The organism is Nonlabens xylanidelens (assembly GCF_002934445.1).
GTDB lineage: Bacteria > Bacteroidota > Bacteroidia > Flavobacteriales > Flavobacteriaceae > Nonlabens > Nonlabens xylanidelens.
Genome location: NZ_PTJE01000006.1, coordinates 25,591 through 49,010, shown reverse-complemented (window position 1 = coordinate 49,010; position 23,420 = coordinate 25,591). Strand labels below are relative to the sequence as shown.

Genomic DNA, 23,420 nt, shown 5'->3' with positions numbered 1-23,420 from the left:
ATTTATTTCAATAAATGTTCTATTGTAGAACGTAATTCTTTTTCTTTTTGTGTACCAATTACATATTGGTTACTAGCTGTTTTTATGTGTAGACCTTTTGAGCCTCTTACATTATAAACTGTACCATAAGAGGTCCAAAATCGAATACCCCAGCCACCTATAAAACCATAATCTATAACTTGAGCAAAGCTTAATTCACTCCAATTAAATTCTTTTCTTACAAACGGAATATAGCGTACTGTAATTTTATCTTCGGTAATAACCGTAGTCATTTTAAGTGTTAAAAATAAAACCAAAATGACAACAGGTAAAATACTTGGGATAATTTTATCAGTAGTAAATTGACCTAAAAGATCTTCTGACCAGTTAAATTGTAAGATAGGAATAAGAAACAAGCTTATAACAATTAACCACAGCCACCACTGATTAAATTTTTGAGTTTCTTTATAGAGGATTTTTCCCATTATAAGAACAGCTCTTCAGGATAATGAATTTGTGTAAGAAATAAACCTGCTGCCGGCGCACTTGCTCCTGCATTGCTTCTATTTTTTGAAGCAATAATTTCATGCATGTCTTCTACCGTTTTTTTACCGTAACCTACATCTAGCAATGTCCCTACTACTGCTCTTACCATGTTACGTAAAAATCTATTTGCCGTGATATGAAAAATCACCTTGTGTTCTTTAAATTCAAAACGCGCTTCTGTAAGGTCGCAAATGAAGGTATTCACGTCGGTATTAGTTCTTGAGAAACACTCAAAATCTTTATATTCTAGAAGAATATCTGCCGCTTTTTGCATCAATTCAAAATCTGGCTTTCTAAATAACACATAAGCCTGATTTACATCAAATGGATTAGGTCTCAATAGAAAATGATATTCATAAGAACGTTTATAAGCATGGAACCGTGCGTGTGCTTTATCGGTAACTGGCTTTATATCGTAAACAGCTATATCCTTAGGCAACCATCTATTAAGGCGATATACTAAATGCTCGATATCTATACCTCCATCAAATACAAAGTGAGCAACCATATATGCGGCATGCACACCAGCATCTGTTCTTCCTGCGCCTTGAATAGCAATTTTCTCACGCAGCATTTTTTGCAAACCATCTTCTAGCACCTCTTGTACAGAAATACTTTGGGGCTGTCGTTGCCAGCCGTGATAGGCTGTACCATCATAGGCTAATTCTATAAAATAACGTGGTTTATCTTGCATCGCCACAAAGATAAGTGGAATGAATTTGAAATTGATTCTGAAATCACACGAGAATTGAAATTAACCATAGCTATTTGCTTATTAAATTTGCAATATGAAAATATTACTCCTTTCTGACACGCACAGTCATATAGATGATTTTATAATCAAATACATAAAACAAGCTGACGAGGTGTGGCATGCTGGTGATATAGGGGATCTAAACGTTACGTATCAAATTGCTGCATTAAAACCACTGCGTGCTGTTTATGGAAATATAGACGACGATAAAGCAAGAATGCAGTTCCCTTTAAACAATAGATTTAATTGTGAAGGGATGGATATATGGATCACTCATATAGGTGGTTATCCTGGAAGGTATAATCCCAAAATACGAGAAGAGCTCTATGCAAATCCACCGCAGGTTTTTATTTGTGGGCATAGCCATATTTTAAAAGTAATTATGGATAAAAAGATTCAATGCTTACACATGAATCCTGGTGCCATAGGAATGCATGGTTTTCATAAAAAACGTACCATGTTACGTTTTGAATTAAATGATGGCAAGATTTCAAATCTAGAAGTTATAGAGAAAGATCGATAACAGAATTAAGCAAAAAAAAAAAAAAAAACTGGAAGCAAAGCTTCCAGTTTTTCACACAAACCAACTTTAAAATATTACCCCTAATTTTTGTTTTGGCCGGTTGTGTGTTTCAATAAAAAACTCTTTTCGTAATTCAATTCTTGTTAAAAAAACACAAGGTTGAAATCAACAAAAATCTTACAGAAATAAAGTTAACTTAATGGTTTTATAAAATCCAGCCCATTACATAACTGTAGGTGATTATTAAATAACTGTTACAGCTCTAAATCAAGTGTTATAGTTGTTCCTTTACTAGTATGAAGGATTCTAAGCGCTTTTTCAGGGTCGTATCCTAAAAATGATAAGCGTTCTTGGACAAGTTGCATTCCCTTAGAAACATGATGCTTATTTTTTGTAAAGCTTGCGTTTCCTATACCATTATCCTTTACTACACAACGGTAATGATCTTCATCTATTTTTGAGAATTCTATTTCTAAATTAGGAGATTCTATTCTAGATGGAAATGCATGTACAAATACATTTTCGACAAATGGCTGCAACACCATATTGGGAATACTAACTTGAGATAATGACAGCTCTTTATCGATATTAAAAAGGATAGAAATACGATCGTCAAAACGTGCATTTTCTAATTGAGTATAGCTCTTCAAGTATGCTATTTCTTCTTCTAGAGCTATAAACTGCCTGGTACTATTATTTAAATTAGCTCTCATCAATCCTGCAAAAGTCCCTAAATATTTCATTGCACGATCGTTCTCATTATTACTAATAAAATACTGAACTGAATTAAGTGAATTGAATACAAAATGCGGATTCATTTGCGATAATAGCGCCTCTAATTTCACTTCTTCTACACGCTTAGTAATAGCTTCTCTCTCTTCTGACAGTTGTTTTGCACCTTTTCGCTTTAAGCTGAAGTACGTGTATAAAATCCCTATAACAATGCTAAAACATAAAATTATAAACCAAGTACTTTGATAAAACGGATCGTTAACAATAAAATTAATTACAGATTTTTGAAATATAGCACCAGTAGATGCGTCTTCTATCTTTACTTGAATATCATAAAAAGCAGGCTGTAAATAAGGCAAATTAATTACAGATCCTTTTATGGAAATCCAGTCTTCGTCCTCATTAATTCGATAACTGTACTGTAATTTTTCTGGAAATGGATGTTGATTGGTAGCAAGTGTTAACTGTATGGAGTTTTGATTATAATCCAGGCTAGACTGTTTCATTCTCAATGGCTGCTGGACTACACCATTCACTTTAAAATCTATAATTTTTAAGCTTTTCACTCTATTTGGCTTATTTAAAACATCTAATAACGCTACTTTAAATAGCCCGTGACCACTTCCTAAAAATAAAGTATCATTTTTTACCATACAACTGGTTACTTTATCATCTAAGCCTTGTTCTTTATCTATAAAAATCTCTACACCATCTTTGTACAACACCACACCTTTTGAGGTGCCTATTATAAGCCTACCCTTATATGAACTAAGAAAATTAATAGTATTACCGTGTTTATAATTACGGCTGATCTTTTTAACACGAATAGGTATCGTGTCTTCCACTATAAAAACATCACCATCTTCATTAGAAATCGCTAATCGATCTTTATCCAATCTAGTAATGTGTCGCAAGCGCTTTTCTTGCCACAACTCATTTTTCACATACGAAGTGAATACACCATTTTTATAAGCATACAACCCACTAAATATAGATGTGAAATAAGTTTTATCCTTTTGTTGTGCGCTACCTACCACATGCCCAGGGTTATTCACATCGGCCACATTATCAAAGTATGTATACGATAACGGCTCTAACTTATCATAAACTCGTGAGCCATGATAAAAATTAGTCTCTATTAAATCACGTGAATCTGTAAAATTAAACTCTAGAGTATGTAACGGCATATACCTAACTAACTCTGCCTTTTTGTTGAACACATATAGACCTATAGAAGTATTAATCCAAAACTCATTGTTATTCGTTTTGAGACTATAAAAAACGATGTTTGCAGCAGGTGTATCGTAATCTAATTCATAGAAAAAGTCTTTATGCTTTGGCAATTGCTCGGGATGAGTTTTCACAAATTCTGATTGCCATTCTTTAAACCTAGATGCATTTATAGAAGTCTCCCCTATTTCTAAACCATCATTAAATAAATAAGCATTAATTTCTTCTAGATGTGCTAGATCGATCACACTCTCGTGTGGTACACTTTCAAAACGTATCGTTTCATTCAAGTAAACTTCATACAACCCATGATCTAGTGTCCCTATAAATAAGCGGTCTACCTCTTGGTCATATTGTAAACTAGTTACTTGCGTGCTTTCCACTCCATAATCCTTGTTCTTATTCTTAAAACTTCCGTTCTCCCATTTATAAATCCCTCCATCGTTTTGATAAATACCCCAAGCCGCTGCATAAAATAAATTATCAGACACTTCATAATCCCAAAGGATAGAACTTTCTATTTTTAAGGCCTTTTTATAAACACCTGGCTGTACAACGCTATCTAGATTTATTTTTTTATAGAATTCTTTACCACTTAAAAACAACTGTCCACGATATACTTGTGCCGCATAAAGTTCTTTTGCATCTGTAATTTGAAACAGATTAAAGGTCGCGCCATTTTCTTGAACCTTAAACACCCCTTGTAAATAGCTTACTGCATACACCTCATTTTCTATCAAGAAAAAATCTTGAATCCTAAAACTATCCTCAAAAGGCATTTTAGGTTTTAAGTTTTTAACCAGTTTACCATTTTTAATATTGATGATGGCGACACCGTTACTAGTTCCTACATACAAATAGGATTCATGAATCATTAATTGAGTCACCTCTAGATGTACTAATTGATCATTATACTCATACTCCTTAATGACACCTTTTCTATAAGTAGATAACCCTTTTCCATAACTACCTATCCACAAGGTACGATCCTTACTTTGTGCAACCGCCCAAATGTTATTTTGTGCAAGTCCATCTTCTTTATAATAGGTAGTAAACTGATTATTATACTTGCGCACTAGCCCATTATCAGTACCTATCCACAATGCACCGTCATCCGATTTAAAAAGGCAGCGCACCGCATTATTAGGCAACACATTTTGCTCTGTATAAGAAACAGATGGATGCCTTTGCCCTAAGACACTTATAGTAAAGAGTAAAAAAATCAGAAAATTAGATTGCTTCACTGATGCGGCTTAAGAATAATTTCAACTTTCGCTCTGCTACTTTTAGAGTATCCCCATTAATTAGGGTAACCTCACGATCTGTTTTAGTAAATTTTTCCACCGCGTTTAAATTAATAATGTGTCCGTGGTGGATTCTAAGAAAATAAGAATCTGGCAGACAATCTTCTATTCCCTTGAGCGAACTAGTAACCAACTTATTACTACCATCCTTAAAATATAATTGACTGTAATTACCCTCGGCAGCAATATGTACTAGTTCTTTAATAACTACTACTTCAAAGCCTGTAGTAGTATTAAAAACAATACGTTTTTTCTCTTGTTGTCCTTCTATATACTCTGCAAAGACGTCAAATTTTTTGAGTATGGCTTTTTTATTCTCCTTAGAATTTTTGTACCTCTCAATTGCCTCATGCAGCTGCACAGGATCTATCGGTTTTAACAAATAATGCAATGCACTGCATTTAAAAGCTTTGATCGCATATTGATCAAAAGCAGTAACAAAGATGATTTCAAAATCTATATTCTCAAAATAATTAAACAATTCAAAACCGTCTTCTTCTGGCATTTGAATATCTAGAAACACTAGATCTACCTTATGCTGTTGTATAGCCTTAACACCTTCTTTTACAGAAGAGCAACTTTCTTTAAGCTGGTATTGATCGCCCAGTTCTTTTTCTAATAAATTATGGAGCAATGACCTTCCGTGAGATTCGTCATCAATGATTATAACGTTTATCATGCTTTAAATGTAGCAAAAAGAGGGATTAAACATTACTTATTGCTTGTTGTTTATTTTAATCTAGAATCACAATTCTTTAAAAAATGTTTATTTAAGATTCGCTTTCGCGAAAGCGGAACAGATAAAACCCTAAAAAACAAAAACCTGCAAGGTGGCGCCCTGCAGGTTTTTTCACTAATATTACTAAGTTTATTGCGTTTATCGTAATCGATCAGCAGATTTTACAAGCTGTTCATCCTTTCTTATTGCCTTGTTAGCCAAGACAAGTAAAACGATAGATAGGATAGGAATGAACATCCCAATGCCTTTCTCAGAAACCGCCGTTTCTCCAGACATCATTAGCGCTCGATATACGTAAACACCTAGTATAAAAAGGTTTAATAACAAGTTTAAACGGTTAACCACTGTTTGCAACTGTCTGTTTTTAAATAAAAACATCGCAACTACCGACATTAACGCGCTCACTGTAAAGATACCAAAGTACAAACTTTCATCCATACCTACAAACTCATTTCCTTCTCCATCGTTAAAATGCTCTACTACCCAAATAAGTCCACCAGAGACTATTGCGGCTAGAAGTAAATAAATGGTCTGTATGCGTTGTATCATTACTGCTATTTTTCAAAAGCAAAGCAAAAATAGAACATAACAAGCAAAAAGAACAACAGATATTAATTTTTTAATGTATCATTGCAATGCTATTAAGGTAACTTACTCTTTATAGGTTATCTAGCAGTTTAAAATTTTTCTGATAAGTTTTAGACTTTCATTTTCCCCCTGATAACAAATTATATATATCATAACGATACATGTTTCAAATAGCTGATTTAAAATCTAAAAAACTTCCTGAGTTACAGGAAATCGCAAAAGGATTAAACGTTCCTAAATTCAAACAACTACGTAAACTAGATCTGGTTTATAAAATTCTAGATCTACAAGCAGCAAATCCAGACGTTGTAAAAAGCCTAGATATTGAAACAACACCAGCTCCTGTAAAAGAAGAAGCTAAAGAAAAGGTTGAAAAAGTTGTAAAGGAAAAACCAGCTGCCAAAAAGCCTGCTGTAAAGAAGGAACGCAAACCTAGAGTATCTAAGAAAGAAACAACAAAAGAAACAAAATCTGAAGAAAAAGAAGATTTTGAAATAACTGAAGAAACTCTTAAAGGACGCAAAGACCCTAGCAAACCTAATCCTAGACCTAGGCCTAGAAAAACGGCTAAGAAAACCGTTAAGGAAACTAGCGATACCGCAAAAGACACTACAGATACCTCTTCTAAAAAAACTGCAGATACTGCAGACTCTAAGAAAGATACTGCCGATGCAAAAAATGACAACCGTAACAACAGTCGTCAAAAAAGCACACGTAATAATAATACTCAAAACAATGTTCCTAAAGGAAACAAAGACACTCGCAACCGTTACCGCGATCCTGACTTTGAATTTGATGGTATTATAGAGAGTGAAGGTGTTCTAGACATGATGCCTGACGGTTATGGTTTCCTACGTAGTAGTGACTATAATTATCTAGCGAGTCCAGATGATATTTATGTGTCGCAATCTCAAATTAGACTTTTCGGTCTTAAAACAGGTGATACTGTATTAGGTATGGTGCGCCCACCTAAAGAAGGAGAAAAGTATTTCCCACTTATTAAAATATCTCAAATTAATGGTCTAGACCCTAAAGTAGTACGTGATCGTGTTTCTTTTGAGCATTTAACACCATTATTCCCTGAAGAAAAATTTAACCTAGCAGACAGACGCGCTAGTATATCTACTCGTGTCATGGACCTTTTTGCCCCTATAGGTAAAGGACAGCGTGGTATGATAGTGGCACAACCTAAAACAGGTAAAACCATGTTACTTAAGGATATTGCAAACGCAATAGCAGCAAATAATCCTGAGGTTTATCAATTAATCTTATTAATAGATGAGCGTCCAGAAGAAGTAACAGACATGCAACGTAATGTAGATGGAGAGGTAATCGCCTCTACATTTGACAAAGAAGCACACGACCACGTAAAGGTGGCAAACATAGTGCTAGAAAAAGCAAAGCGTATGGTAGAATGTGGTCACGACGTAGTGATCTTACTAGATTCTATAACACGTCTAGCACGTGCCTACAACACGGTACAACCAGCTAGTGGTAAGGTACTTTCTGGTGGTGTTGATGCAAATGCGTTACACAAGCCTAAACGTTTCTTCGGTGCGGCACGTAATATAGAAGGCGGTGGTTCTCTTTCTATTATAGCTACTGCTCTTACAGAGACTGGTTCTAAAATGGACGAAGTTATCTTTGAAGAATTTAAAGGAACCGGTAACATGGAACTGCAACTGGATAGAAACATTTCTAACCGTCGTGTATTCCCTGCTATAGATCTTACCTCTTCTTCTACACGTCGTGATGACTTATTGTTAGACGAGCAGACTATGAAACACATGTGGATCTTACGCAAGTATCTTGCAGACATGAACCCTGTAGAAGCTATGGAATTTATCTCTCAAAAAATGAAGCAAACTCGCAATAACGAAGAGTTTCTTGCTACTATGAATGAGTAATTCTAGAACATAATTCATGATGCCCTACTTTACGGTGGGGCATTTTTTATTCTCGCTTTCGCGAAAGCGAAATCACTACAAACCTTATAGAAAAATCTAACATTGCGACGCTTATAATTCTTTAGAAAAGGGGTTATAATTACTCTCACAAAGATTTAACATTATAAAATACCTGACTACACAATGAGCGACGATTCATCTCGTTTTCTCTTTTATACCCTATCAAATGAAATACATATTATTTACCCTAGTACTAGCACTAAGCTTTACTATACAAGCACAAGACTCTAATCAGACAGCAGTTTCTATAGACGGCCAGTTTAAACAATTGCTAGATGAGTCTAATAATTTTAAAGAATACAAAGTCGTTAAAGAGACTGACATCAATAAATTGCGTAAAAATGCTAATGAAAGCATTCAAAAACTTAATGAAAACATCACCTCATTAGAGAGTTCTATAGTTACTAAAGATAGTAGAATTGCATCTTTAGAAAATGAACTAGCTGGCATCAACACACAACTAAGTGATGTGAACGCTGAAAAAGATTCCATGAATTTCTTAGGCATACAGACTAATAAAAGTTTTTACAATACTGTAGTATGGTCTATAGTAGGACTACTCGCGTTTCTTTTTGTATTTATGAGTTTAAGGTTTAAAAACAGTAACGCTACTACAAAGGCTGCAAATAAACAACTTGCCACTACCGAGGAAGAACTAGAAGATCTAAGACGCAAGTCTATAGAAAAAGAACAAAAACTAGGTAGACAGTTACAAGATGAACGTAATAAGTACGCTAAATTAAAAGGAGATAAATAATCTTTGTTATCCTAATTTTTAAATCCGCATTAAATATATATTTAATGCGGATTTATTTTTTTTTATGAAGTTAAGATTTCTTTTACTCGTTCTTTTTGAAGAAGTTAAACCTTTCTCAACTCACAGTTTTTTAAGAAAAATGACTTATTTCTATTTGTATCTTTAATAAAAAACTAACTACCATGGAAAATGTAAAAACAGAACAATATCTCAACTCTTTATTAGAAAAAACATATGATGCACAACGTGGGTATGCAAATGCTGCCGAGGTTACAGAGCATGTACAATTAAAGAGATGGCTAGCACAACAAGGTGCAAGACGTACAGAATTTGCAGCGGCACTAGCTGGAGAAATGAAAGGAATGAATGAAAATCCTAAAAATGACGGTACATTTGCTGGAGACATGCACAGAGGCTGGATGAATATTAAAGCAGCCTTGAGTCTTAATAAAGACGAGTCTGTTCTAGAAGAATGTCTGACTGGTGAAAAATCTGCCATTGAAGAATATGATCAAGTGCTAGAACATAAAAGTGAGTTACCTCCTACTATTGTTTCAGTTCTAGAAGCTCAAAAAGACGAAATCCAAGCAACGGTTAATGAAGTAAAAACTTTAGAAGATTTTGCTCACGATCATAACTTATAGATGACACATACTTTGATAAAACCGCTCTATGAGCGGTTTTTTTATGCCCTTATAATTGAATTTAACTAATTTTAACAGTTGCTGATTTATTACTATAAGTACCTTGGTCACTTGAACCAAATCTATTACTTATGAAATTAACTAAATTTCTAGTACCAGCACTATTTCTAGCCGCTTTCATATCTTGTAAAGACAACACGCAAGAGACTCAAGAAGAACAAAGCGTCACTAACGATATTTCAATACCTTTTGAAAAACACACTCTAGAAAATGGACTAACCGTTATTTTTCATGAAGACAAATCAGATCCTGTAGTTGCTGTAGCACTTACCGCACACGTAGGAAGCGCAAGAGAAAAAACAGGCAAGACAGGTTTTGCACATTTATTTGAACATTTATTATTTCTAGAGTCTGAAAACTTAGGAAAAGGTGGACTAGATGAAATGAGCGCGAGAATAGGTGGCTCTGGTGCAAACGGCTCTACGAGTCGTGATGTAACTAACTACTTCCAGACGGTGCCAAAAGATGCATTAGAAAAAATGATCTGGGCCGAAGCTGATAAACTAGGTTATTTCATAAACACGGTTACTGATCCTGTTCTTGCCAAAGAAAAGCAAGTAGTTAAAAATGAAAAACGCCAGAGTGTTGATAACAATGCTTATGGACATGAATCATATGTGATCGGTAAAAATCTATATCCAGAAGGACATCCTTATAACTGGCAAGTGATAGGTTCTTTAGAAGATCTTCAAAACGCTTCACTACAAGATGTAAAAGATTTCTATAATGAATGGTACACTCCTAATAACGCGGTATTAACTATTGCTGGAGATTTTGATAAAAAGCAAGCTCTAGAATGGGTTGGAAAATACTTTGGAGAAATTAAAAGAGGTAAAACTGTAGAAAAGACTGTTGTAGAACCAGTTGTATTAAATGAATCTAAGAAATTGTATTTTGAAGATAATTTTGCCCAAACACCTAGACTGGCTATGACATGGCCTACAGTACCTAATTATGACAAAGATTCTTATGCTCTAGATATTCTAGGTACTTACCTTTCTAATGGTAAAAAAGCTCCTTTAAATAAGATTGTAGTAGAAAAAGATCAAGTAGCAGACCAGGCATATGCTTACAGCTACACCACAGAACTCGCTGGACAATTCGGTCTAGTAGCAAGAGCATATGATGGCAAAGATCTAGATAGCGTTCTTACTAGTGTAAACAAGGCAATGGCATTATTTGAAAAAGATGGTATTTCTCAAAGTGACTTAGATCGTATTAAAACAAGTCAAGAAACAGATTTTTACAAAGGTCTATCCAGTGTTTTAGGTAAAGGATTTCAACTTACACAATATGAAATTCTAGCAGGAGATGCCGGTTTCTTAACTCAAGATGTTAAAAACATGCAAGCAGTTACTGTAGAAGATATAAAACGCGTTTATGAAACTTATATAAAAGATAAAAACTATGTGATGACCAGTTTTGTACCTAAGGGAAGTATAGACCTTGCTGTAAATGAATCCACCCTTGCTCAGGTAGCTGAAGAAAAAATAGTAGATGGTGCCGAAGAAAGCTTTGACGCTAGTATCACTGCTACTTATGAACGCACTCCATCTAGCTTTGAAAGAATAGAGCCTATGTATGGTCCTGCACCTCAACTAGCTATACCTGACGTTTATACAGAAACTTTATCTTCTGGTATTGAAGTATTAGGTATAGAAGATAATGAAGTACCTCTAGTACAATTGCAGTTAGAGGTAGAAGGAGGTATGCTATTAGAAGACATTAAAAAAATAGGTGTTTCAAATATGCTAGCAGATTTAATGAATAAAGGAACTGCAAGCAAGACACCTACTCAACTAGAAGAAGCTATAGATCAACTAGGTGCTAACATTAGTATTTATGGCAGTAGCAGTAGTATATCTATAAATGCTAGCTCTCTATCTCGCAATTATGATGAGGTGATGAAACTAATTTATGAGATGTTATTAGAGCCACGATGGGATGCCAAAGAATTTGATTTAATTAAACGACAAACTCTTAGTCAGATACAGCAACAAAAAGCTAGCCCTAGAGCGATAGCTGCAAATGAGTTTGATAAATTAGTTTATGGAAAAGACCATATTCTAGCACAGAACAATCTAGGTACTAATGAAAGCGTAGAAAACATTACTCTAGAAGATTTAAAAACTTATTACAATAACTATTTAACCCCACAACTAGCTAGTTTTAAAATAGTAGGTGATATTAATAAAGCAAAAGTAGCTGCATCTCTAGAGAAAATAAACGAAAAATGGACTAAGAAAGATGTTGTTTTTCCAAAGTTAGCAACGGTGATACAGCCTTTAAAATCTCAAGTCTATTTCTATGATGTACCTAATGCAAAACAATCGATTCTTAGTTTTGGTAATCCTGCAATCCCATCTACTGATAAAGATTTTTATAAAGTACAAGTTTTAAATTATCGTCTAGGCGGTGGAGGATTTGCATCACAACTTACACAGCAGTTACGTGAAGGAAAAGGGTATACTTACGGGATAAGCTCTAGATATAGTGGTTCTCCCCTATCCGGTACATTTACTGTAAGTAGTGGTGTAAGATCAAATGTTACTTATGAATCTACTGACCTAGTAAAAGACATTTTAACCAATTACGGTAAAAACTTTAACGACGAAGACCTACAAGTAACTAAAAGCTACATGATCAAATCAAGTGCAAGATCTTTTGAATCTCAAGGGGCAAAATTAAACATGCTATCTAATATTTATGAAGATGGTTTACCTGTAGACTATGCCTTAAAACGTCAAGAAGTGGTTCAAAATCTAACCGTAGAGGATATTAAAACACTTGCTCAAAAATATATTACTCCAGATCATATGATCTATTTAATAGTAGGTGACAAAGCAACTCAATTTGATAAACTAGAAAAGTTAGGTTACGGTAAGCCTATTTTAATCAATTAGGTTATAATCCTTTAACAATAAAAAGGCTCTCTAATTAAATTGGAGAGCCTTTTTTAATGCTCTAGATTTTGAAAACAGACTCAAATAGAAACAGCATTATCGCTATAATAACTATTTAAAGACTCTGTAAGCACTACATTAATAAAATATGCACATAACTCCAGCTTAAATAAACAACTCCGGCTAGTTCCTATTTTAAAGGTCCTATTATTATATATTGCATAAAAAAAGTCCCAATCAACTAGGTAGATTGGGACTTAACTTATCGAGAAATAATTACTTCTTATTTTTCGTTTTCACTTAATACGGCAACATCATTACCTAACATAGCAAAGAACTTATCAAGATTAGGCATGATAACGATTTGAGTTCTACGGTTTTTTGCCATATTCTCTTTATTATCATTTGCTACTATAGGGTCATAACTTGCTCTACCAGCAACAATTAATTGATCTGGTGCTACACCAAATTTCTTCTCTAATCTTCTAACAATAGCAGCACTTCTTTCAGTACTTAGGTCCCAGTTATCTTTAATATAACTACCGCCTTTTACGGTACGGCTATCTGTATGTCCTTCTACTAGAATTTCTAGAGACGGTTCTGACTTTACCACATTTGCGATACGTGCAAGAATATCATCTGCATCGTTACCTACTCTATAACTACTGTCTTTAAAAAGAAGATTGTCATCTATATTAATCATCACTACAGTTTCTTCTATAGATACTTTTAAATCTTCACTGTCTTGTGCACCTATGTTTTTTGAGATGTTATGAGCAATAGCAATATTTAAAGAATCTTTTAAAGTTGTTGCGCCAGCTAGTTTTGAAGCAGGTACATCTTTAAGAGTCTTGCGCATTGCATTTTTATTATTCTCAGACAGTACCAGTTCTCCATTAGGAGTACTCACCATCATACCATCTTTTTCTGTTTTAAGAGATGCTATTTTTGTGTTGTAACGTTCTACACGCATTTCTATTTGCGCCATTTTACCTTCTAGATCTTCTTTCTCTACTTGCGTTTTTTGCAATTCAGATCTTGTGTTGTTGTAGTTTGCTTCTAATTCTGTGTATTTCTTTTTAGATACACAACTCGCAAGAATAGTTGCAGCAGTTACTGCGAGAATTAAGTTTGACTTTTTCATAATAGGGTATTTGATTATTTTGTTGTGGCTAAGTAACGGAACTACTTTTCACCACAGTCTTTTTAATATCCTATGCTTTTGTTAAAGAATGTAAGTGTTTTGTTAATAGACTTGATAAACAAACACTTATAACTAAAAACAGTCTTTTTAGTTATGTTAAAAAATTATGATTTATTAAGAAAAAATATAGATCTATTCAGTTTTTTGTATAGATAAGATCTTTTTAAGAAGAATATATTTTTGAGATATCCGCTTTCGCGAAAGCGGAACAGAAATAAATCTAAAATACTTTAAATCTAGCACCGAAAACCATATTCACCTGATAGAACCAGAAACTCTGACTAGCAGAATCTGCCTCGTCCATAGTGGTTCTAACATCTGGTAAATTAATATAACCACCTTTTAATTCACTCTGTACAAAGAAATATTTCAAAAAGGTCAACTGTATACCACCTACTGCATTAACACCATATCCAGAAACATGAAACTGATCGTATCGCTGTTTATCTAATAATCTGGTATTAGTTTTAGGAACTAAAACCCCTGTTTCTAGACCGAATAAAGTATTCAATTCAAAATTTCTGTATTGAAAAAGATCGTCGTGACGTCTCAACCCTACATTCACATAATTTAAACCGTCTGTGTGCTCAAAGGTTAAGAAAGTCGGTTCTAAAACTATAGCCTCATTATTATAGACACCATTATATAAGGAATTGGTATCGTTTATAAAACCGTTAATATTAACCGTCTGATTCTCTGCAACCACATATTTCATATGATCTATACCTAAAGATATACTATAGTTCTCTCTCACATAATATCCTATCCTAAAGTTATATTGAGGTATCGTAATAGATCCTGGATTTAAATATTTACCAGGGTCAAAATCACTTTGCCTGTCGTATGCTTGTACATTATCTAGAGTAAAATCATATCCATCTCCTTTAAAAGTAATATCACTATCACTGTAACCAGAAAGATTCCAGCCCCAATACACATAAAAATCACCTTTTTTAACTCGTGAATTATTAGTGTTTAAAGAATCTTGAGCATTAACGCTACCAACTACAGACAATAAAAATAAGATGCGGACCAGGTTATTCACTACGTATATTTTGAGTTTACAAAAGTAATTCTAATTCTATGTATAGATTCAATTTCACATAGATTAATAATATACTGTTATAATGAACTAGATCGAGAATTATTTTACATATTTTTAATGACCCAAAATTCAAAGCTATGAGTAATTATCACATAAAACATTTAGAAGAATACTGGCAGGTATATAGAAAATCAGTTAGACATCCAGAACATTTCTGGGAAGAAGTAGCCGAAGAACATTTTTTATGGCGCAAGCGATGGAATAAAGTTCTAGAGTGGGATTTTAATACACCTATAGTAAAATGGTATGATGGGGCACAACTCAATATTACAGAGAATTGTCTAGACAGACATCTTACCACTCGCGGTAATAAAACGGCTATTCTCTTTGAACCAAATGATCCTAATGAGCCTGCACAACACATCACCTATACGCAGCTACATGAACGTGTGTGTAAATTTGCAAACGTTTTAAAATCTCAAGGTGTTCAAAAAGGAGATAGAGTATGTATTTATTTACCTATGATACCAGAATTAACGGTCGCTCTACTCGCTTGCGCAAGAATAGGCGCTGTTCACTCAGTAATATTTGCTGGGTTTAGTGCCACTGCAATAGCATCGCGTATTAACGATTGTGATTGTAAACTAGTTATATGTAGTGACGGTAGTTATCGAGGTAAAAAAACGATAGATCTTAAATCGCTAGTGGATAAAGCACTAGAAAATTGCGATGTTGACACTGTATTGGTAGTTAATAGAACTGGTAATGATGTACAAATGAAAGAAGGACGTGATCAATGGATCGCTCCTTTATTAGAAAGTGCTAGTGCAGACTGCCCAGTAGAGATTATGGAGGCCGAAGATCCTCTTTTTATTCTTTACACTTCTGGATCTACCGGTAAACCTAAAGGCATGTTGCATACTACAGCTGGCTATATGGTGTACACGGCTTATACTTTTAAGAATGTATTCCAGTATAGAGAAAACGATGTGTACTGGTGTACGGCAGACATAGGCTGGATTACAGGCCATAGTTATATCGTGTATGGACCACTTTGTAATGGTGCAACCTCTGTAATGTTTGAAGGCGTGCCTTCTTACCCAGATTATGGCAGGTTCTGGAATATAGTAGAAAAACACAAAGTAACTCAGTTTTACACAGCACCTACTGCTATTAGAGCACTTGCCAAAGAGAAAATAGAATTTACCTCTCAATACGACCTAAGCTCTCTTAAAGTATTAGGTACCGTAGGAGAACCTATTAATGAAGAGGCATGGCACTGGTACAATGAAAATATAGGAAAGAAAAAAAGCCCTATAGCCGACACGTGGTTCCAGACGGAGACTGGCGGTATTATGATAAGCCCTATTCCCTACTCTACGCCTACTATCCCGACATTTGCTACACTACCATTACCTGGTGTGCAACTAGCATTAATGGACGATAATCGTGAAGAGATAAAAGGGAATCAAGTAGAAGGTAAATTGTGTATCAAATTCCCATGGCCATCTATGGCACGTACGATTTATGGCGATCACAACCGCTATAGAGAAACTTACTTCAGCGCCTATGATAATATGTATTTTACTGGTGATGGTGCTTTAAGAGATGCGGTAGGTTATTATAGAATAACTGGTCGTGTAGATGACGTTATTATTGTAAGTGGTCATAACTTAGGAACTGCACCTATAGAAGATGCCATTAACGAGCACCCTGCAGTTGCAGAAAGTGCTATAGTAGGTTATCCACATGACGTTAAAGGAAACGCGCTTTACGGTTACATTACTTTAAAAGAAACTGGTGAAAAGAGAAATCAAGATAATCTTTATAAAGAGATCAATGATATGATTACTTCTAGAATAGGACCTATTGCAAAATTAGATCTCATACAGTTTACCGAGGGACTTCCTAAAACGCGTAGTGGTAAAATAATGAGACGTATTTTAAGGAAAATTGCACATCAAGAATCTGATCAATTAGGTGATATATCTACTTTAATAAATCCTGAAGTAGTAGAAAGTTTAATTAAAGGATCTTTAATTAAATAAATCGCTCGCAAGTTAAATATCGATCTTGTTAAAGTGCAAAATAAAAAATTATGAAAAACATCTTTAAAGCTATAATCATTACCATCTTCTTCACTAGCTGCGTTCAAATTAAAACTAGCGATACATCTACTACCAGTTCAAAAGATGTAGATGAGGTAGAAGTTTTAATACAGAATATATTTGACGATATATGGTCAGACCATCAAGCAGATGCTATTTCAAAATACCATACAGATGATTTTCTACTTTTAGAACATGGAGAAGTATGGACTAACGACACCATTGCAAATTGGTGTAAAATGGCAGCAAAAAGAGATAATGGATCAAAACGTGTCAATAATTTTGAGCGTATAAGCGCAAAACAAGATGGCAACAAAATATGGCTCGCTTATCACAACTATGCTACCATAACTAAAGATTCTACAGAGAGAAATCTGAGCTGGTTAGAAAGTGTTGTTGCTGTAAAGAAAGATAGTATCTGGAAATTAGAACTTATGCACTCTACTCGCAATACTAAAAATTAAAAAAGATCTTTAAACAAAATCTTTAAAACCAAAAAGCCCCAAAAGAATCAACTCTTGGGGCTTTTAAATTTAGTAAAATTATTACTGCTGTATATCTGTAATATTTTTCATTTGTAAATTATTATTAAACTCTAACGTTCTTATTGGGAACGGTATGTTAATACCATCTTTATCAAATGCTTTCTTAATTCCTATTACAGCATCACTTAAAGCAATATGTTTTTGTTTGGCCTTTTTTGCATCTACCCAAAAACGCAACATAAAGTTGATACTACTATCACCGAATTCATTGTAGAAAAACTCTACCTCTTCACTACCTTGTTGCTTAAACATGCCCTCTATAGTATCTGTTGCCAGTTTTTTCACTGCCTCTAGATCACTTTCATAACCTACTCCACACTCGAGAGTAATTCTCATACGTGGTGTAAGCGTCCAGTTTTTCATGGGGTTATCAATAATCGTTTTATTAGGTATGAGAACTAGATTATTATCTGCCTGTTTAATAATAAACTTATCTAACTGTATTTCCATCACCTCACCAGAAAAATCTGTAGTCTCTATCCAGTCACCTACCTTAACCTGTTTACGGAAAGAAAGTACGATACCACTTATTATATTAGAAAGCGATCCTTGTAACGCTAGACCTATTACCAGTCCAGAGATACCAGCACCAGCTATTATACCTTGTACCGCATCATTTAATTGCAATACGCTCATAGCTATAAATATCCCACCCAAAACAACGATAATGGCCACTGCTTTACCTGCCAGCCTTTTGACACTTTCTTGTGCTTTATTGCCTAAAAGTTTACGCACCCCTTTATCTACATATTTAGATATAAAATAAGAAATGATGAGAACTATAATTGCTATTCCTAAATTAGGTAGCAAACGCACAAAAGAATTATACCAGCCAGTGAGTTGACCCCATATCAAGGTTCCACTGTCCTTCAATTCAGGTAAATTCTTTGCTGCTTCTTCGGTTTGTTGTAATAATATCATAGGGTCAAATCTAATACTATAAAAACCCCAACCCATATTAATTAACATGGTTTAACTACTTTATCTCATTTTTAAGATAGTTTTTATAACAATCCCTATGATATTTAACTTTTAAACTAAAAAAACTCTATTTAAACAGTAGTTCTATAATTTTTTCATATCACTCGATGACTTATCAATAACTTGTATCTTTATCCCATGAAAAACATTATAATTACGCTTATCATATCGATTTCTCTCATCTCTTGTAAAAACAATAAAGAGGTTCTAGAATCATTCTCTACAGTAACAGAAAATCAACTACTTGATAACGACACATTAACAGCCTCTAATCTGTCCTTAATGTCGCAAATTGAAAACAAAGCGATGACACAACCAGATAAATATGCTCAAATTTACAGCCAGTCCTTAGAGTTTCACGACAAAGTTTCTACCCTAGATAATCAATTAAAAGAGATTATTACGAGCATTCATGATCATATAGGAGAAACAACTGATTATTCTAAAATGGGAGATAACTTAGACAATTTATTATTTAATCAAGACGGCACACCTGCTGCCACTGGTGAAAAAATAATCCAGGCTTTAACAGATTTCAATACGACCACACAAGACCAACTCTTCTTTTATCCAAAAGCAGAAAAAATCATGAAAGAACATTTCACTGTAGAAACTGTTCAAAATCGTGAGGGTAAAGAAATCACTTACCTAGACTATCACTTTAAAGGATATCCTGCTATTGCATCTATTGCAAAAATAACAACCCTACAAAACGATGCCTTACAGACAGAAAATCAATTCTTAAGAGAATTAATAGAAAACCCAGAACACTAAAAAATTCCAGCATTAAAATCTTGAATAATTCCCTAAAGACTATCTTTGCAAAATGGAACATAAAGCAGGATTTGTAAACATAGTAGGTAACCCTAACGTAGGTAAAAGTACGTTAATGAACTCACTGGTAGGTGAACGTCTATCTATTATCACATCAAAAGCACAGACTACACGTCACCGTATTCTAGGTATTGTAAACGGAGAAGATTTTCAGGCCGTAATTAGTGACACACCAGGTATTATAAAACCAGCATACAAGCTTCAAGAAAGTATGATGGAGTTTGTAAAAAATGCTTTTGAAGATGCAGACTGTATTCTTTATATGGTAGAACTAGGCGAGAAAGAATTAAAAAATGAGGCATTTGAAAAACGATTGACCTTTGCAGAAGTTCCTGTTTTTGTAATTATTAATAAAATAGATCAAGGAGATCCAGAATCACTTGCTGAAGCTCTAGAACACTGGAAAGAAAGACTACCTAACGCAGAGATTTTTGCCATTAGTGCTTTAAAAAACTTTGGTGTTCCAGAATTACTTGCTCGCATTGTAGAAACCCTACCTGCTTCTCCTGCATTTTACCCCAAAGATGCTTTAACTGATAAGCCAGAACGCTTCTTTGTTAACGAGAGCATCAGAGAGAAAATCTTGATTCATTACAAAAAGGAAATTCCTTATTCTGTAGAAATCGATACAGAAGAGTTTTTTGAAGATGAAAAAATCATCAGAATACGCTCTGTCATCATGGTAGAACGTGAGACTCAAAAGGGAATCATCATCGGCCATAAAGGAACTGCTATTAAACGTGTAGGTACAGAGGCTAGAAAAGATTTACAAAAATTCTTCGGTAAACAAGTTCATATCGAGTTGTATGTAAAAGTGAATAAAAACTGGCGTAGCAACGAGAAACAGTTGAGACGTTTCGGTTATAAAGGAGATAATAAATAAAAAATCACACTTTACAATCTCATTAATAAATCCCTTGCAATCATAGTTGTAAGGGATTTTTTTTTGCTTTGTTACGCTTTCGCGAAAGCGGAATTCCAATAAACATATAAAAAAGTTCCAACTACCAGACAACCTTTTTAAAACACTCTCGTCTTTATAAGTAGAAAGCATGTAAATTGTGAAAGTGATACAACTATATACTAACGAGAAAAAGCTGATTCAAAAAGCTGCCCAAGGCGATAGAAAATCGCAGAAGCATCTTTTTGATAAGCACGCACCTAAGATGTTGAGTGTGTGCCGTCAGTATATCTCGCCAGTAGAGACTGCTGAAGAAATCATGTTAAATGGATTCTTTAAAACCTTTACAAAATTAGACAGCTTTTCTCATCAAGGCAGCTTTGAAGGCTGGGTGCGCAGGATTATGGTAAGAGAATGTATCGATCACTTGAGAAAGAAAGATCCTTTTAAATTTAAGGATGAGATCGATGAGCAAAAAATAGGCTGCGAAAATATAGACGAAGAAGAATCTGACTTGCCACTAGATCTTATACAAGAATGTGTAGATAATTTACCCCATGGATACAAAAGCGTCTTTATGATGTATGCCGTAGATGGTTTTAAACACAAAGAAATTGCACAGGCTTTAAACATAAGTGAGAACACGAGTAAAACGCAGTATCGCAAGGCTAGAATAATGTTACAGGCCGAAGTACAACAAACAAGAAAGCAACGTTATGAAGCTTAAAAATATAAAAAACTCTTTTAATAATCGTGAGATAGAACCTAGCGCTGGTGCATGGGATCAACTAGCAGCACGATTAGATCAAGAAGAAAAGAACAAGAAAAAACCATTTATATATTGGTTGGGTGCTATTGCAGCAATTTTTATTTTAGGTGTAGTTTTATATCCGTTTTTAAATGGTGATTCTATAACACTAGAAAGTAATGAAAACACCATCGTTTTAGAAGACACAACTCCTACTAAAGAATCAACCGGTAAGGAGAACGATATAGCCTTAGAAAACAAATTTGATTTTGAAGAAAAAACAGAAAGCTCTGTAGAGAAACAATTAATCAAAAACACAACTCCTACCGCCGTATCAGAAAAAAGAAAACAAAAAAGTTCTTCTCACATTGCTAGCGTTTCTAAAACAATAGTAAATAAGCAAATAGTAAATGAAGAGTCAACTGTAAAGAAGATAAAAACAAACTCCTCTATAGAAGACAACAGCATCAATCCTTTATTATCTAATCCTATTGCACAAATAACACCTAAGAAACTTACTGCCGAAGAAGAAATGGAATTGCTTTTAAATGAAGCGATGCAAAATACTCCCAAGACAGTAATTGCAACTAAAGAATATAATATAGACCAACTGGTACGAGAAAGCGAATGGGATATTGAAGCAGACCACAGGAACAAGATTAATAACGCCATCTTTAATCAACTAGGTAATCTAAAGGCCGAAGCTCTTACACTTATTAGTAAGAAATAATTAACCCCTTTTTTAAATTAAAAACTGCTGTTATAAACAACGGACAGCCACACTTATATCTAAAAAACACTATTATGAAAACAAACCGACTATTATCAACATTAGTTTTACTCACCATTTGCTTTACAAGTCTGGCGCAAAAAAAGAAAGATTATGAAATAAAAATCGATACTGTAAACGGAAAAGCTGTGCGCTACGCAGACTTTGGAGATGGAACGTATGAAGAAATGAAAAAATCCAAGCTTTTAATTATTAACAGGTTGCAGAAAGAACATGAAATTTACGCTTCAAATGAAAAAACATTTCTAAAAGAACAAATTGAAAGAATAAACGAAAGAGTTAAAAACGGGAAAATGACCGAGGAAAAAGCAACGGAGTTTAAAAGAAATCATGCGCAAAACGTTGCCGATAGAATAATGGCTCATAAAACCAAAACAGAAGCAGAAATTGAATTCGCAAAAATAACAACATCACTTGTATCTCCAGAAAATGTAGACGTAAGTGTAAATATTGATTATCGCAGAAAATATCAAAAAGAGATAAAAACAACATCTCGTCTTACTGCAGGTAGTGGATACAATTTTATGACAGGAGATAATCTTAGTATTGATGATTTTGGCTGGGCAGACGACAACACGTACATTTCATTTGGCTATCAATGGCAAACTGCCATCAGTAAAAATCAAAAATGGAGGTTTAATTATGGTATTACATATCAATCGCATAAAACAGAGTTAAATGGAGGTAGAATATTTTCTCCTAATACAGATCAAACTCAACTGGTTGGTATAGGCTTTGATACAAACAAAGCGATTTTTAGGCAAGATCAATTAGTATTTCCTTTAAACATTGAATTTGGCGGTACTTCAAAAAAAGAATTTGAAGACGGCAGAATACGCTACAATCAAAGAGGGAAATGGAAAGCTGGAATGGGAGGATTTGTAGGTTTTAACATGAGTTCCAGAATAAAGCTTAAATATGAACAAAATGGACGCAAAATTAAACAAACTACCGTAAATGCTTTTGACACTAATCCTTGGGTTTATGGGGTTGATGCTTTCGTAGGATATGGAAACTACACCCTTTTCGGTCGTATGAATTTAAATAATGTGTTTAAATCTGGATCAGTAGACGCGCAGTATGTAAGTTTTGGAATAAGACTCCAATAGATTTATTTAAATCTAGCCAGTAAAGTCCTTGCGTTAAATCGTAAGGGCTTTTTTTTGTTTAGAACATATTAAATTTTAAATATATCTCTACCTATTATTAAGCATCACTATACGTAACGCTTACTTTCAACTGCTGGCTCATTCTTTGTAGAATTTATAGAAGGAGATCTATGAAAATAATGAATATCTCTTGTTTTAATACTAGCATCAACCTTGATGTAAAGAAGTAGAAAACCTAGGACAGAACCTTAGCCTTTAAACTTTCTCTTTACAATGCGATATGACGAATAGCTGAATCGTATTATTTAAAAATTAAAGAGCAATATTTTAAAAACATCTATCACAGTATTGAAATATTTATATAGATGGTTATTAGTCTCGCTTTCGCGAAAACGGAACTTTCATAAAGTTTAACTAGAAAATAAGGCA

General features: G+C 34.2%; 20 protein-coding genes. 12 read left to right on the top strand and 8 right to left on the bottom strand.

The window, feature by feature from the left end:
- Positions 1-2: 2 nt before the first annotated feature.
- Both LY01_RS11705 and truA read right to left on the bottom strand, forming a co-directional pair.
- A complete protein-coding gene (locus tag LY01_RS11705; protein WP_245890711.1) occupies positions 3-464 on the bottom strand; it encodes a hypothetical protein in 462 nt (153 codons plus the stop codon).
- A complete protein-coding gene (gene truA / locus LY01_RS11700) occupies positions 464-1,219 on the bottom strand; it encodes a tRNA pseudouridine(38-40) synthase TruA (RefSeq protein ID WP_104516043.1) in 756 nt (251 codons plus the stop codon). The genes LY01_RS11705 and truA overlap by 1 nt, the downstream gene beginning before the upstream one ends.
- 94 nt (positions 1,220-1,313) lie before the next feature.
- Between truA and LY01_RS11695 the strand changes: the two genes are divergently transcribed.
- Positions 1,314-1,802 carry a metallophosphoesterase family protein gene (locus LY01_RS11695; RefSeq protein WP_104516042.1) on the top strand — a complete coding sequence of 163 codons (489 nt, stop codon included), beginning with the start codon at positions 1,314-1,316 and terminating at the stop codon, positions 1,800-1,802.
- Positions 1,803-2,056: 254 nt separating this feature from the next.
- Here the strand turns inward: LY01_RS11695 and LY01_RS11690 are convergent, their stop codons facing one another.
- From LY01_RS11690 to LY01_RS11680, 3 genes are all read right to left on the bottom strand, one after another.
- Positions 2,057-5,008, bottom strand: a complete 2,952-nt coding sequence (locus LY01_RS11690) for a sensor histidine kinase (RefSeq protein WP_104516041.1) — start codon at positions 5,006-5,008, stop codon at positions 2,057-2,059.
- Positions 4,995-5,747, bottom strand: a complete 753-nt coding sequence (locus tag LY01_RS11685; protein ID WP_104516040.1) for a LytR/AlgR family response regulator transcription factor — start codon at positions 5,745-5,747, stop codon at positions 4,995-4,997. Before LY01_RS11685 ends, LY01_RS11690 begins: the two co-directional genes overlap by 14 nt.
- 198 nt (positions 5,748-5,945) lie before the next feature.
- A complete protein-coding gene (locus LY01_RS11680; protein WP_104516039.1) occupies positions 5,946-6,356 on the bottom strand; it encodes a DUF4293 domain-containing protein in 411 nt (136 codons plus the stop codon).
- A gap of 200 nt (positions 6,357-6,556) precedes the next feature.
- Here LY01_RS11680 and rho point away from each other — a divergent pair, with 200 nt between their 5' ends.
- The 4 genes from rho to LY01_RS11660 all read left to right on the top strand — a co-directional run bounded on the left by rho (position 6,557) and on the right by LY01_RS11660 (position 12,726).
- Positions 6,557-8,302, top strand: a complete 1,746-nt coding sequence (gene rho, locus LY01_RS11675; RefSeq protein ID WP_104516038.1) for a transcription termination factor Rho — start codon at positions 6,557-6,559, stop codon at positions 8,300-8,302.
- 226 nt (positions 8,303-8,528) lie between these two features.
- A complete protein-coding gene (locus LY01_RS11670) occupies positions 8,529-9,119 on the top strand; it encodes a hypothetical protein (protein WP_104516037.1) in 591 nt (196 codons plus the stop codon).
- 182 nt (positions 9,120-9,301) lie between these two features.
- Positions 9,302-9,763: a ferritin-like domain-containing protein gene (locus tag LY01_RS11665; protein ID WP_104516036.1), complete on the top strand. Its 462-nt coding sequence runs from the start codon at positions 9,302-9,304 to the stop codon at positions 9,761-9,763.
- Positions 9,764-9,894: 131 nt separating this feature from the next.
- Positions 9,895-12,726: a M16 family metallopeptidase gene (locus LY01_RS11660; RefSeq protein WP_104516035.1), complete on the top strand. Its 2,832-nt coding sequence runs from the start codon at positions 9,895-9,897 to the stop codon at positions 12,724-12,726.
- 283 nt (positions 12,727-13,009) lie between these two features.
- Here the strand turns inward: LY01_RS11660 and LY01_RS11655 are convergent, their stop codons facing one another.
- A complete protein-coding gene (locus LY01_RS11655) occupies positions 13,010-13,870 on the bottom strand; it encodes an OmpA family protein (protein ID WP_104516034.1) in 861 nt (286 codons plus the stop codon).
- A 280-nt stretch (positions 13,871-14,150) separates the two neighbouring features.
- Positions 14,151-14,975: a hypothetical protein gene (locus tag LY01_RS11650; RefSeq protein WP_104516033.1), complete on the bottom strand. Its 825-nt coding sequence runs from the start codon at positions 14,973-14,975 to the stop codon at positions 14,151-14,153.
- Positions 14,976-15,112: 137 nt separating this feature from the next.
- Here LY01_RS11650 and acs point away from each other — a divergent pair, with 137 nt between their 5' ends.
- Positions 15,113-17,023 carry an acetate--CoA ligase gene (acs, locus tag LY01_RS11645; RefSeq protein WP_104516032.1) on the top strand — a complete coding sequence of 637 codons (1,911 nt, stop codon included), beginning with the start codon at positions 15,113-15,115 and terminating at the stop codon, positions 17,021-17,023.
- Between the two features lie 50 nt (positions 17,024-17,073).
- Entirely contained in the window at positions 17,074-17,547 is a 474-nt protein-coding gene (locus tag LY01_RS11640) for a nuclear transport factor 2 family protein (protein ID WP_146080425.1), read from the top strand.
- An 81-nt stretch (positions 17,548-17,628) separates the two neighbouring features.
- On the opposite strand, the gene LY01_RS11635 is transcribed toward LY01_RS11640, so the two are convergent.
- On the bottom strand, positions 17,629-18,597 hold the full coding sequence (locus LY01_RS11635) for a mechanosensitive ion channel family protein (RefSeq protein WP_245890710.1): 969 nt from the start codon (positions 18,595-18,597) through the stop codon (positions 17,629-17,631).
- A 150-nt stretch (positions 18,598-18,747) separates the two neighbouring features.
- Here LY01_RS11635 and LY01_RS11630 point away from each other — a divergent pair, with 150 nt between their 5' ends.
- The 5 genes from LY01_RS11630 to LY01_RS11610 all read left to right on the top strand — a co-directional run bounded on the left by LY01_RS11630 (position 18,748) and on the right by LY01_RS11610 (position 22,991).
- Positions 18,748-19,383, top strand: coding sequence for a hypothetical protein (locus LY01_RS11630; RefSeq protein WP_104516031.1), 636 nt, complete (start codon positions 18,748-18,750; stop codon positions 19,381-19,383).
- Positions 19,384-19,435: 52 nt separating this feature from the next.
- On the top strand, positions 19,436-20,326 hold the full coding sequence (gene era, locus LY01_RS11625; RefSeq protein WP_104516030.1) for a GTPase Era: 891 nt from the start codon (positions 19,436-19,438) through the stop codon (positions 20,324-20,326).
- 184 nt (positions 20,327-20,510) lie between these two features.
- Positions 20,511-21,071, top strand: coding sequence for an RNA polymerase sigma factor (locus LY01_RS11620; RefSeq protein WP_317044702.1), 561 nt, complete (start codon positions 20,511-20,513; stop codon positions 21,069-21,071).
- Positions 21,061-21,822 carry a hypothetical protein gene (locus LY01_RS11615; RefSeq protein WP_104516028.1) on the top strand — a complete coding sequence of 254 codons (762 nt, stop codon included), beginning with the start codon at positions 21,061-21,063 and terminating at the stop codon, positions 21,820-21,822. Before LY01_RS11620 ends, LY01_RS11615 begins: the two co-directional genes overlap by 11 nt.
- Before the next feature lie 74 nt (positions 21,823-21,896).
- Complete coding sequence (locus LY01_RS11610) at positions 21,897-22,991, top strand: hypothetical protein (protein WP_104516027.1); 1,095 nt, start codon at positions 21,897-21,899, stop codon at positions 22,989-22,991.
- The last annotated feature ends 429 nt before the right edge of the window (positions 22,992-23,420 follow it).